Genomic DNA, 11,608 nt, shown 5'->3' with positions numbered 1-11,608 from the left:
CTTCGGAAAACCCTGAAAAGCCGGTGCGCCCGGCGGGAAGGCTGGCGGATTGAAGACTCCTGATGCGACGCGCACCCTTGTGAATTTCGAGACCTGGAAGGCCGCGCGCTGATGGGAGCTTACATTCTTCGACGCCTGCTTCTGATGATACCGACGATTATCGGCATCATGGCAATTTCGTTTACCGTCATCCAGTTTGCGCCGGGCGGCCCTGTCGAGCAGGTCATCGCGCAGCTGACCGGTCAGGCCGATAATGCCGACCAAAGGATTTCCGGTGGCGGCGATCTCGGACAGCAGTTCGATGACAGCGGTTCCAGATACCGTGGTGCCCAGGGCCTCGATCCGGAACTGATCGCCAAACTCGAAAAGCAATTCGGCTTCGACAAGCCGCCGCTGACGCGCTTTCTGGAAATGATGTGGAATTACATCCGTTTCGATTTCGGCGAGAGCTTCTTCCGCAATACGTCGGTGCTCGATCTCATCAAGGAAAAGCTGCCGGTTTCGGTTTCGCTCGGCATCTGGATCATGATTTTCTCATACGCCATCTCCATTCCGCTCGGCATCCGCAAGGCTGTGAAGGATGGCTCGACTTTTGACGTGTGGACATCCGGCGCCATTATCGTCGGTTACGCCGTGCCGAGCTTTCTGTTCGGTATCCTGCTGATCGTGCTTTTCGCCGGCGGCTCATTTTACGACTGGTTCCCGCTCCGCGGCCTGGTGTCGGATAATTTCGACCAGCTCGCCTGGTGGCAAAAACCGCTCGATTATTTTTGGCACCTGACGCTGCCGTTGATCTCGCTTTCGCTTTCCGCCTTCGCGACGACGACGCTGTTGACGAAGAATTCCTTCATCGAGGAGATTAAGAAGCAATATGTGACGACGGCGCGCGCCAAGGGGTTGAACGAGCGGCAGGTGCTTTACGGTCATGTCTTCCGTAATGCCATGCTGGTCATCATCGCCAGTTTTCCGGGCGCCTTTATTTCCGCCTTTTTCACCGGCTCGCTGCTGATCGAAAATATCTTCTCGCTCGATGGTCTCGGTCGCCTCGGCTATCTCTCGGTCGTCAATCGCGATTACCCGATCGTCTTTGCAACACTTTATATCTTCTCGCTGCTAGGCCTTTTCGTCAGCCTGCTCTCGGACCTGATCTATACCTGGATCGACCCACGCATCGATTTCGAGCGGAGGGATGTCTGATGGATACGGCTGCCAATCCGACGCCCGTTACGCCGGTCAAGCCGCCGCGCAAGGGCCTGCTTTCCCCGACGAACATCCGCCGCTGGCGGAATTTCAAGGCAAACCGCCGCGGCTACTGGTCTTTCTGGCTGTTCATGGTGCTGTTCGTCCTGACCCTGTTTTCGGAGTTCATTGCCAACGACAAGCCGATCATCGCATCCTACAAGGGCGAGATCCTGTTTCCGGTACTGGTGGATTATCCGGAGGAGAAGTTCGGCGGCTTTCTCGCGGAAACGGACTACCGCTCGGATGTCATCGCCGATGAGATCAAAGCCAATGGCTGGATGATCTGGCCGCCGATCCATTATTCCTACCGATCGGTGAATTCCAACATCCCGCATTCCGCGCCGACGCCGCCGTTCTGGTTGATGAGCAAGGAGGAGCGCTGCGCAGGCTATCCGCAGGGCGTCAACGATCCCAATTGCAACTACGGCAATCTCAATTGGCTCGGCACCGACGATCAGGCACGCGACGTTCTGGCGCGCATCATCTACGGTTTCCGTATATCCGTGCTCTTCGGCCTGGTACTGACCATTTGCTCGGCAATTGTCGGCGTGACCGCTGGCGCCGTGCAGGGCTATTTTGGCGGCTGGACCGATCTGCTTCTGCAGCGCTTGATCGAAATCTGGTCATCGATGCCGGTACTTTATATTCTGCTGATTATCGCCGCGATCCTGCCGCCGGGCTTTTTCGTGTTGCTCGGCATCATGCTGCTCTTCTCCTGGGTCGGATTCGTCGGCGTGGTCCGCGCGGAGTTCCTGCGCGCCCGCAACTTCGAATATGTCCGCGCCGCCCGCGCGCTCGGCGTCAACAACCGGACGATCATGTGGCGCCATATGCTCCCGAACGCGATGGTGGCGACGCTGACGTTCCTGCCCTTCATCCTGTCCGGCTCGATCACGACGCTGACCTCGCTCGACTTCCTGGGTTTCGGCATGCCGCCCGGCTCACCGTCGCTCGGCGAGATGATCGCGCAGGGCAAGGCCAATCTTCAGGCGCCATGGTTAGGGCTGGCAGCCTTCTTCACTATGTCGATCATGCTTTCCCTGCTGATCTTCATTGGCGAGGCCGTGCGCGACGCGTTTGACCCGAGAAAGACCTTCGCATGAGCCAGATCCCTGAACCTCTTCTCTCCGTCCGCGATCTTTCCGTCGCCTTCCACCAAAGCGGCGAAACATCGCTGGCTGTCGATCGCATCTCCTTCGAGATAAAAAAGGGCGAGGTTGTTGCGCTGGTCGGCGAATCCGGGTCGGGCAAGTCGGTCTCCGCAAACTCCATCCTGCGGTTGCTGCCTTATCCGGCAGCAAGCCACCCGAGCGGCGAAATCTTCTTCAAGGGCAAGGATTTGCTCAAGGCATCGGAGAAGGCGCTTCGCGACGTGCGTGGCAACGATATCACGATGATCTTCCAGGAGCCGATGACCTCGCTCAACCCGCTCCACACCATCGAAAAGCAGATCGCCGAAATCCTCGATCTGCATCAGGGCGTGACCGGCCAAGCGGCCCGCACGCGGGTGCTGGAACTCCTGAACCAGGTCGGCATCCGCGAGCCGGAAAAGCGGCTGAAAGCCTATCCGCACGAACTCTCCGGCGGCCAACGCCAGCGCGTTATGATCGCGATGGCGCTTGCCAACCGGCCCGAGCTGCTGATTGCCGACGAGCCGACGACGGCGCTCGATGTCACCGTCCAGGCACAGATATTGGATCTGCTGCGCAAGCTGAAAGGCGAGCATGGCATGTCGCTGCTCTTCATCACCCATGATCTCGGCATCGTCCGCAAATTCGCTGATCGTGTCTGCGTCATGACGAAGGGCAAGATTGTCGAGACGGGAGCCGTCGAAGAGGTTTTCAGCAATCCGAAGCATGATTACACGCGTCATCTTCTTGCCGCGGAGCCGCGTGGCGAGCCGCCTCTCGCCGATCCATCCAAGCCGGTGGTGATGGAAGGTTCGGATATCCGCGTCTGGTTCCCCATCAAGGCAGGGCTGATGCGCAGGGTCGTGGATCATGTGAAGGCCGTCGACGGCATTGATCTTTCGCTGCGTGCCGGCCAGACGCTTGGTGTCGTCGGTGAATCCGGCTCGGGCAAGACGACACTTGGCCTAGCGCTCACCCGCCTGATTTCCTCCAAGGGACGCATCAGTTTCGTCGGGAGGGACATAGCGGACTATTCGTTCACCGAAATGCGGCCGCTGCGCAACCAGCTTCAGGTCGTGTTCCAGGATCCTTACGGCTCTCTCAGCCCGCGCATGTCGGTCGGCGATATCATCGCAGAAGGGCTGAAAGTCCATGAGCGCTCGCTGTCGCATGAGGAGCGCGACCAGCGCGTGTGCTGGGCGTTGGAGGAGGTCGGCCTCGACCCGCTGACCCGCTGGCGTTACCCGCACGAATTCTCCGGCGGCCAGCGTCAGCGCATCGCGATTGCCCGCGCCATGGTGCTGAAGCCGCGCTTCGTCATGCTCGACGAGCCGACATCGGCGCTCGACATGAGCGTCCAGGCACAGGTCGTCGATCTGTTGCGCGACCTGCAGAAGAAGCACGATCTAGCCTACCTCTTCATCAGCCACGACCTGAAGGTCGTCAAAGCGCTCGCCAACGATGTCATCGTCATGCGTTTCGGCAAGGTGGTTGAGCAAGGGCCGTCGGGGCAGATCTTCCGCGCGCCGAAACACGACTACACCAAGGCGCTGATGGCCGCCGCTTTCAATATCGAGGCAGTGCCGACGCCTGCCGTGCAGCAGTAAAGAAGATCATGTCCGCAAGACCTCCCGTTCTCGTCGATCTGAAGTTCAATCCCGAAGGCATCGCCCGCATTCTGAAAACCGCCTTTCCGGATCGCGGCAGCATCAATATTGCCGATCCTGCGACCAAGAGCCGCGACCTGAGCGCGATCGACTATGCGTTGCTGTGGAAGCCTGATGCCGATCTTTTCGAACGCGCACCGAACTTGAAGGTCATCTTCTCAGGCGGTGCCGGCGTCGATAGTTTCATGAACCTTTCGGGTTTGCCCGACGTGCCGATCGTCCGCTTTGTTGACAGCAGCCTGACGGTGCGCATGAGCGAATGGATAGTGCTGCAGTGCCTGACGCATCTGCGTCAGCAACGTGCGCACGACCGGCACCAGCGCGACCGGATTTGGAGCCAGATGGCGCCGCCGGAAGCTGCGGAAATCACCGTCGGCGTCATGGGGCTCGGGGTGCTGGGCCAGGACGCAGTCCGGAAGCTCAAGGTCATGGGTTTCAACGTCATTGGCTGGTCACGCAGCCGCAAACGGCTCGATGAGGTCGAAACCTTCGATGCAAGCGAGCTCGATACCTTCTTGTCGAAGACGGATGTCCTCGTCGGACTGCTCCCGCTGACACCGGAAACGACAGGCTTCTACAATGCGAAGCTGTTTGCAAAGCTCCGTCCGGATGGTGCGCTCGGAAAGCCGGTTTTCATCAATGCCGGCCGCGGCAAGAGCCAGGTGCAGCGCGATATTGTTGCGGCGATTGAAGGCGGTGTGCTCGGCGGTGCTTCGCTTGATGTATTCGAGGTCGAGCCGCTTCCGGCGGACGATCCCCTCTGGGGTTTGGAGAACGTTTTCATCACCCCGCATGATGCCGCAATCTCGGAAGAGAATGCGCTCTTCCGGTATGTCGAGGCGCAGATCGCCCGCTATGAGCGCGGCGAGCCGCTGGAGTTCGTGGTGGACCGGAAGGCTGGCTATTGAGGCCCGGCGGAACCATGAAGCAGCATATTCGTTGCCCCTAACAACGGTTCTGGGGCGGATCGGCGTACGGTCCGCGAGACATCGGAAGGGAGACGAAGATGGCTCATCAGATGGAAAAGCGCTGGGAAAACTCCGATAGCAAGCGGCATGCCGAAGAGCAGGTCCCTGCGGTGAAGGCAAAGCAGGGCCGCACCGGCGCCCGCATCCTGATGGTCCTGGTCGTTGCGCTCATTCTTGCCTTCATCGTTTGGATTCCAGTCGAAATCTGGGGCAACCGCGAAGCCGATGAAGTAGCGCCACAGCAGCCCGGTCAGGAACTGCAGTCCCAGCCGCCGGCACCCGCTGCGCCGCCATCCATGCAGAATGGTAGTGCCGTTCCCACGGAAACGCCCAACACGCAGCCGCCGACACCGAACGCTGAACCCGCGACGCCTGCCACACCTGCGCCGCCTCAGCCTGCGCAATAGGCTTGAGTCCCAAGGGGATCATCGAAAGAGGCCCTGCCGCCTTGCTGCGGCGGGGTTTTTATTTGTACTGGACATTATCAGCTGATTTTTCGATAAGAAGGCGCACGAGCCGGTCGTCGTGTGCCGGCCTTTTGCGGCACCCGACCGGATTGGGACGGGGTGGAGCATGGCCAAGACAGATATTGCAAGGCGCGTTTACAATCACGCCTGGAAGCTTGATCCCATCGTCCGCAGCCTCATCGATACGGACTTCTACAAGCTTCTGATGCTGCAAATGATCTGGAAGCTTTATCCGGATGTCAGCGCCACTTTCACGCTCATCAACCGCACTAAGCGCGTCCGTCTTGCCGAGGAGATCGATGAGGGGGAACTGCGCGCCCAGCTCGATCATGCCCGCACGCTACGGCTCTCCAAGAAGGAGATGATCTGGCTCGCAGGTAACAGCTTCTATGGCCGTGCACAGATCTTTGAGCCGGAGTTCCTTGCTTGGCTCTCTCATTTCCAGCTGCCGGAATACGAGCTGTCGAAGAGGGACGGCCAGTATGTGCTCGATTTCCACGGTTCGTGGAAAGAGACGACGATGTGGGAAATTCCGGCGCTGGCGATTATCAACGAGCTGCGCTCGCGCTCGGCGATGAAGGCGCTCGGTCCCTTCACGCTCGATGTGCTTTATGCACGCGCCAAGGCCAAGATGTGGGCGAAGGTGGAGCGGCTGCGTGAATTGCCGGGCCTGCGTATCTCCGATTTCGGCACGCGCCGCCGCCACAGCTTCCTGTGGCAACGCTGGTGTGTCGAGGCGTTGAAGGAGGGCATCGGCCCCGCTTTCACGGGCACAAGCAATGTATTGCTCGCTATGGATTCCGATCTGGAGGCGGTCGGCACGAACGCTCATGAGCTTCCGATGGTGGCCGCAGCGCTTGCCGACACCGACGAGGAGCTGCGCAACGCGCCTTACAAGATCCTGCGCGATTGGAACAGGCTCTATGGTGGTAACCTGCTGATCGTCCTGCCGGATGCGTTCGGCACTGCAGCCTTTTTGCGTGACGCGCCCGAGTGGGTCGCCGACTGGACCGGCTTCCGCCCCGACAGTGCACCGCCGATCGAGGGCGGCGAGAAGATCATCGATTGGTGGAAGAAAATGGGCCGCGATCCGCGCCAGAAACTGCTGATCTTCTCGGATGGTCTCGACGTCGATGCGATCATCGACACCTACAAGCATTTCGAGGGCCGCGTGCGCATGAGCTTCGGCTGGGGGACCAACCTGACCAACGATTTCGCAGGCTGCGCGCCGACCGAAATTTCCGGCCTCAATCCGATCTCAATCGTCTGCAAGGTCAGCGAGGCGAACGGCCGCCCGGCGGTCAAGCTCTCCGACAATCCTCAGAAGGCAACCGGAGACCCGGCAGAAGTCGAGCGTTACCTCAAATTCTTCGGCGCGGAAGACCGCACCGAGCAGACGGTTCTTGTCTGATTGAGGTCATGGGGAGGGCCAGTTCGCTCTCGCATCCTCCCCACTCCACCGGCTCTTTTTTGGCGGCGTTGACGACGTGGCAGCGTCTTCAAGTGAGAAGGTAACACCAAGCTTCTCGGCAAGCGAACGTGCATCCGCGGGCGCGTGCACCTTCGCGTCGTTGTCGAAATAGACAAAAACGTCGCGCCCTTTGGCTGACCTCTTGAGCGGCGGCAGCACGCGATTGGCATCTTCCGGCTCGTGTCCACGCGCCCATGCCGCGATACGTTTGGCCCAGACATCGAGCGCCGCATCGTCGTATCCGCTGACATAAAGTTCCTCGGATCCGTGAAGGCGGCAATAGACGAAATCTGCGGTGACATCCATCAGAAGGGGCCATTGGACCGAGTCGGCGCAGACGAGGCCGACCTGATGTTCGCGCAGCAACTCGATGAATTCCCTGGTGCAGAAACTGTCGTGGCGAATTTCAAGAGCGTGACGAAGGGGCTGCTGCACATCACTTTCCAGCCAGTCACGGCCGCTCAACCGGTCATCGTGCCACCTTGCAAGCTTCGTCGCTTCATCCGTGTCTTTCGGCAGCATTGCCATAAATCGCGCGAAACGCTCACCGTCGAATTTCATGGTTGGCGGAAACTGCCAAAGAATGGGGCCGAGCTTTGGCCCCAGCCGCAGAAGCCCGGACGCCATGAAATTCGCGAGCGGCGTCTCGACATCGCGAAGCCGCTTCAAATGCGTGATGTAGCGTGAACCTTTGACGGCGAATACAAAGCCGTCCGGTGTCGCCTCCCGCCAGTGCGCGAAGGCGTCAGGCTTCTGCAATCCGTAAAACGTGCCGTTTATTTCAATCGAGGTAAAATTGCGCGCGGCAAAATGCAGTTCGCGCTTCTGCGGCAGGTCCTCAGGATAGAATACCCCGCGCCACGGCACATAGGTCCAGCCGGATATGCCGATACGGATGGTGCCTTTCCTTGCCATGAAAGACAAACTGACCCCGCGGCCGCTTGTTCCCCCGCCGCGTCGGTCAGATATTCAGGCTTGCGGTTTCCGCTTTTCGTCAGCTTCGCGGATGGCGTCTTCGTGATACCAGGAATCGAAGGCGGCGTCGCAGACATCGGGATCGATGTCGAGCGGGTGGCGGGCACCAAAGCGTTCGCCCGGCCTGCGGAATTTTACTGGGAACTGATAGATCTTCGCGGATTCGCGATGAACATTTGCTGGCATCGAATTGCCTTCCATTATCTTCGCATACCGGTTGCCCGGCATTTCATAGTAACAGAGTGCTCATCATTTGCGCAAACAGCCTAAAAAAACGCCAATAATTGTGATATTCATAAGCACTTGATAAGACGCGTAAAATACTAGCACTGCCTGCACCTTTTTGAGGCTTTAGGGGTCGACCAAAAAAACGTCCTGTGCACCGATCGGTTCCATGCCCCTAAACCCTCGCTTTCGTTGAAAATCGACGATTGCCCCGAGCTGATTCCCGCTACACGTTTCGTCACAGTCCTTGTGCCCTCTCCAAACTGGCACGGCACGTGCTTGGCATCTGACATCCGGTGGTGATCAAGCACGCGCTTAGCGGTCGCTTTCGGGATTTGCTCACACCCTTACGTTTGAGAGACTGGCCAATGACAAAGTATAAACTCGAGTACATCTGGCTCGACGGTTACACACCGACACCGAACCTGCGTGGCAAAACGCAGGTCAAGGAATTTGCTGAATTTCCGACGCTCGAGCAGCTTCCGCTCTGGGGCTTCGATGGTTCCTCCACGATGCAGGCCGAAGGCCGCAGCTCCGATTGCGTGTTGAAGCCGGTTGCCCTCTATCCGGATCCGGCCCGCACGAACGGCGTTCTCGTCATGTGCGAAGTCATGATGCCTGATGGCGTCACGCCGCATCCGTCGAACAGCCGCGCGACCATCCTTGATGATGAAGACGCCTGGTTCGGCTTCGAGCAGGAATACTTCTTCTACGAAGACGGCCGTCCGCTCGGCTTCCCGGAGCAGGGCTACCCGGCTCCGCAGGGTCCGTATTACACCGGCGTCGGCTACAAGAACGTCGGCTCGGTTGCCCGCGAAATCGTGGAAGAGCATCTCGACCTCTGCTTGGCCGCTGGCATCAACCACGAAGGCATCAATGCCGAAGTGGCGAAGGGCCAGTGGGAATTCCAGATTTTCGGCAAGGGCTCCAAGCGCGCCGCCGACCAGATCTGGATGGCTCGCTACCTGCTTCTCCGCCTCTGCGAAAAGTACGGCATCGACATCGAATTCCACTGCAAGCCGCTCGGCGACACGGACTGGAACGGCTCGGGCATGCACTGCAACTTCTCGACCAAGTTCATGCGCGAAGTCGGCGGCAAGGCCTATTTCGAAGCACTCATGGCTCAGTTCGATAAGAACCTGCAGGACCACATCAACGTCTATGGCCCGGACAACCACCTGCGCCTGACCGGCAAGCACGAAACGGCTCCGTGGAACAAGTTCAGCTATGGCGTTGCCGACCGCGGCGCGTCGATCCGCGTTCCACACTCCTTCGTCAAGAACGACTACAAGGGCTATCTGGAAGATCGCCGCCCGAACTCGCAGGGCTGCCCTTACCAGATCGCTTCGCAGGTTCTGAAGACGATCTCGGAAGTCCCGACCTCCGGCTTCGCTTCGGCGGCTGCCTAAACCCCAGGCTTTCCTCCCAAGGGCGCCGGTTGCATCGCAACCGGCGTTTTTTTATGTGCGAATCATCTCAAGGAAAACATTCCTTCGCGTCACGGGCCGCGCTATATTTGCGGCATGGCACAACGAGCAGGCAGCGCTGATCTTCCCTTGCACGGCGGCAGAGTTCCGAGGTGGCTCGGCGAGCGGATGACGAAGCTTGGTGCCGTCATCACCGAAGCGGTCGTGCAACATTACGGCCGGGATGAACTGCTTCGCCGCCTTGCGCATCCCTTCTGGTTCCAGTCCTTCGGCGCCGTCATGGGCATGGATTGGCACTCCTCCGGAATAACAACCAGCGTCCTCGGCGCCCTCAAGCGCGGGCTAACGCCGCTTTCCGGCGAACTCGGCCTGCATGTCTGCGGCGGCCGTGGCGCCCATTCCCGCAAGACACCGGACGAACTCGTTGCGATTGGTGAGGGTGTCGGCTTCGACGGAGGTTCGCTTGCGACTGCGAGCAGGCTCGTCGCGAAGGTTGATAGCGCCGCCGTCCAGGATGGCTTCGCTCTCTACCTCCATGGCTTCATTGTCACCGACGACGGCAAATGGGTTGTCGTGCAGCAAGGCATGAATGGCGACAAGCGGCAGGCGCGGCGTTATCACTGGCTGTCAGAAGGTCTCGAGAGCTTCGTCAATTCGCCGCACACGGCAATCGAGGGCCGCAGCCAGGGCAATATCATCAATTTAGCCGACAGGCGTGCCGAGCGTTCGCGCACGGGGCAGCTTGATCTTCTGGCGACGCTCGGGCCGGATCGTATTCTGCGCGAAGCGGCAGCCTTGGCGTTCGATCTCGCGAAACCTGCGCCGCAGCCGGACCAGCCGCTGCTACCCCATCTCCTCATGCCCGCCCATCACGACGTTCGTGAAAAGGACGTCAACATGAAGCGCCTGCATGGCAATCTTGCAGCCGCCGCCGACCGCGGACCGGAAGATTTTGAGCAGCTTCTGCTCGTGCCCGGCGTCGGAGCCCGAACGGTGCAGGCGCTCGCGATGGTCGCCGAAGTGGTTCATGGTGCGCCCTGTCGCTTTTCCGATCCCGCGCGCTTCTCGCTCGCCCACGGCGGCAAGGACCGGCATCCATTTCCCGTCCCGCTGAAGGTCTATGACGAGACGATCAAGGTGATGAAGTCAGCCGTGCAGAAGGGCAGGCTCGGCCGTGAGGAGGAACTGCAGGCGCTGAAACGCCTCGACGACCAGTCCCGTCAACTCGAGCGATATGTTACAGGCCCAGACCTCAAGGAGATCGTCGCCGGCGAATTCCGCAACTCACCCGATTGGGGCGGCAGAAGCGTCTTCGGCTGGGAAGAAGAGAAGTTTAATTAGCTAATCTTCAATTGCTTTGACGTGCTTTTCAGCACGACAAGAAGTGCCTGATTTTTATTGAGAAATGGCGGACAGAGAGGGATTCGAACCCTCGGTACGCTTTCACGTACACACGCGTTCCAGGCGTGCGCCTTCAACCACTCGGCCACCTGTCCATTTGCGTTCGCACCCGGAGAGGAGCAAATCGTCGGAACGGCGCGATATATACCGATGAATTTTCGGGGATCAACCTAAATCTAACAGTTTTTTGACTTCTTCCGATAAAACTCCGCCCGCGCTGTCCATTGCGCTTTGATCGTGAGATAATTATTTATTAGCCAGGGTGGAGAATGGCGCGGCTGACCGGAAAATCCGGGGGTAGTGCGTCGGAGGGATTGATGCGTTTCTTGTTGCGTTTGGCTAGCCTTGTTGCGCTCGCTGTGGCCGTGATTGCAGGGACGATCGATTCAATTCAGTCCGTTGCGGCATCGGCTGTCGTGGTGACACCCATGGGCGGTGCCTGGCAGGATTTGAGCCCTTCGTCGCTCTCGGCACTGCAGTCGTCCGTTTCCTACTATGTGCACCCGCGCTTTTATGCCTTCGTATTCCAATGGCTGATGCTCCAGCCCGCTTTTGCCGTCTTTCTGGTGATCGCTCTGCTGCTTTGGATGATCGGCTACAAAAAACCGCCGGTGGCGGGCCGATTTACTGCGTAA

General features: G+C 59.2%; 11 protein-coding genes and 1 tRNA gene. 9 read left to right on the top strand and 3 right to left on the bottom strand.

Annotated features, from left to right (window positions below; all coding sequences use genetic code 11):
• The first annotated feature begins 111 nt into the window (after positions 1-111).
• The 6 genes from ACZ9BX_RS14860 (at position 112) to pncB (ending at position 6,885) form a co-directional block, all read left to right on the top strand.
• On the top strand, positions 112-1,197 hold the full coding sequence (locus ACZ9BX_RS14860; RefSeq protein ID WP_476218690.1) for a microcin C ABC transporter permease YejB: 1,086 nt from the start codon (positions 112-114) through the stop codon (positions 1,195-1,197).
• Positions 1,197-2,345, top strand: coding sequence for an ABC transporter permease (locus ACZ9BX_RS14855; RefSeq protein ID WP_476218689.1), 1,149 nt, complete (start codon positions 1,197-1,199; stop codon positions 2,343-2,345). The genes ACZ9BX_RS14860 and ACZ9BX_RS14855 overlap by 1 nt, the downstream gene beginning before the upstream one ends.
• Positions 2,342-3,979: an ABC transporter ATP-binding protein gene (locus tag ACZ9BX_RS14850; protein WP_476218688.1), complete on the top strand. Its 1,638-nt coding sequence runs from the start codon at positions 2,342-2,344 to the stop codon at positions 3,977-3,979. Before ACZ9BX_RS14855 ends, ACZ9BX_RS14850 begins: the two co-directional genes overlap by 4 nt.
• A gap of 8 nt (positions 3,980-3,987) precedes the next feature.
• Complete coding sequence (locus ACZ9BX_RS14845) at positions 3,988-4,947, top strand: 2-hydroxyacid dehydrogenase (protein WP_476218687.1); 960 nt, start codon at positions 3,988-3,990, stop codon at positions 4,945-4,947.
• Positions 4,948-5,045: 98 nt separating this feature from the next.
• On the top strand, positions 5,046-5,414 hold the full coding sequence (locus tag ACZ9BX_RS14840) for a flagellar basal body-associated FliL family protein (RefSeq protein ID WP_476218686.1): 369 nt from the start codon (positions 5,046-5,048) through the stop codon (positions 5,412-5,414).
• A 166-nt stretch (positions 5,415-5,580) separates the two neighbouring features.
• Complete coding sequence (gene pncB / locus ACZ9BX_RS14835) at positions 5,581-6,885, top strand: nicotinate phosphoribosyltransferase (protein WP_476218685.1); 1,305 nt, start codon at positions 5,581-5,583, stop codon at positions 6,883-6,885.
• Between the two features lie 6 nt (positions 6,886-6,891).
• Here pncB and ACZ9BX_RS14830 read toward each other — a convergent pair whose 3' ends face one another.
• Both ACZ9BX_RS14830 and ACZ9BX_RS14825 read right to left on the bottom strand, forming a co-directional pair.
• Positions 6,892-7,860 carry a DUF72 domain-containing protein gene (locus tag ACZ9BX_RS14830; RefSeq protein ID WP_476218684.1) on the bottom strand — a complete coding sequence of 323 codons (969 nt, stop codon included), beginning with the start codon at positions 7,858-7,860 and terminating at the stop codon, positions 6,892-6,894.
• Between the two features lie 54 nt (positions 7,861-7,914).
• Entirely contained in the window at positions 7,915-8,106 is a 192-nt protein-coding gene (locus ACZ9BX_RS14825) for a DUF2735 domain-containing protein (protein ID WP_476218683.1), read from the bottom strand.
• 407 nt (positions 8,107-8,513) lie between these two features.
• Here ACZ9BX_RS14825 and ACZ9BX_RS14820 point away from each other — a divergent pair, with 407 nt between their 5' ends.
• Both ACZ9BX_RS14820 and ACZ9BX_RS14815 read left to right on the top strand, forming a co-directional pair.
• Positions 8,514-9,554, top strand: a complete 1,041-nt coding sequence (locus ACZ9BX_RS14820; RefSeq protein WP_476218682.1) for a glutamine synthetase beta-grasp domain-containing protein — start codon at positions 8,514-8,516, stop codon at positions 9,552-9,554.
• A gap of 114 nt (positions 9,555-9,668) precedes the next feature.
• On the top strand, positions 9,669-10,913 hold the full coding sequence (locus ACZ9BX_RS14815) for a DUF763 domain-containing protein (RefSeq protein WP_476218681.1): 1,245 nt from the start codon (positions 9,669-9,671) through the stop codon (positions 10,911-10,913).
• Between the two features lie 65 nt (positions 10,914-10,978).
• Here the strand turns inward: ACZ9BX_RS14815 and ACZ9BX_RS14810 are convergent.
• Positions 10,979-11,068 (bottom strand) — tRNA-Ser (locus ACZ9BX_RS14810).
• Between the two features lie 222 nt (positions 11,069-11,290).
• On the opposite strand from ACZ9BX_RS14810, the gene ACZ9BX_RS14805 reads away from it, so the two are divergent.
• A complete protein-coding gene (locus tag ACZ9BX_RS14805; protein WP_476220023.1) occupies positions 11,291-11,608 on the top strand; it encodes a hypothetical protein in 318 nt (105 codons plus the stop codon).

Source organism: Rhizobium sp. USDA 3886 (genome assembly GCF_056279785.1).
Note: the sequence above shows the minus strand (reverse complement) of the source record. Positions and strands in the feature narration are given on the sequence as shown.

Bases quoted from the DNA above. Each gene is read 5' to 3' on its own strand.
- ACZ9BX_RS14820 (WP_476218682.1), top strand. From the start codon at position 8,514: ATGACAAAGTATAAACTCGAGTACATCTGGCTCGACGGTTACACACCG.
- ACZ9BX_RS14840 (WP_476218686.1), top strand. From the start codon at position 5,046: ATGGCTCATCAGATGGAAAAGCGCTGGGAAAACTCCGATAGCAAGCGG.
- pncB (WP_476218685.1), top strand. From the start codon at position 5,581: ATGGCCAAGACAGATATTGCAAGGCGCGTTTACAATCACGCCTGGAAG.
- ACZ9BX_RS14845 (WP_476218687.1), top strand. From the start codon at position 3,988: ATGTCCGCAAGACCTCCCGTTCTCGTCGATCTGAAGTTCAATCCCGAA.
- ACZ9BX_RS14815 (WP_476218681.1), top strand. From the start codon at position 9,669: ATGGCACAACGAGCAGGCAGCGCTGATCTTCCCTTGCACGGCGGCAGA.
- ACZ9BX_RS14860 (WP_476218690.1), top strand. From the start codon at position 112: ATGGGAGCTTACATTCTTCGACGCCTGCTTCTGATGATACCGACGATT.
- ACZ9BX_RS14825 (WP_476218683.1), bottom strand. From the start codon at position 8,106: ATGCCAGCAAATGTTCATCGCGAATCCGCGAAGATCTATCAGTTCCCA.
- ACZ9BX_RS14805 (WP_476220023.1), top strand. From the start codon at position 11,291: ATGCGTTTCTTGTTGCGTTTGGCTAGCCTTGTTGCGCTCGCTGTGGCC.
- ACZ9BX_RS14830 (WP_476218684.1), bottom strand. From the start codon at position 7,860: ATGGCAAGGAAAGGCACCATCCGTATCGGCATATCCGGCTGGACCTAT.
- ACZ9BX_RS14855 (WP_476218689.1), top strand. From the start codon at position 1,197: ATGGATACGGCTGCCAATCCGACGCCCGTTACGCCGGTCAAGCCGCCG.
- ACZ9BX_RS14850 (WP_476218688.1), top strand. From the start codon at position 2,342: ATGAGCCAGATCCCTGAACCTCTTCTCTCCGTCCGCGATCTTTCCGTC.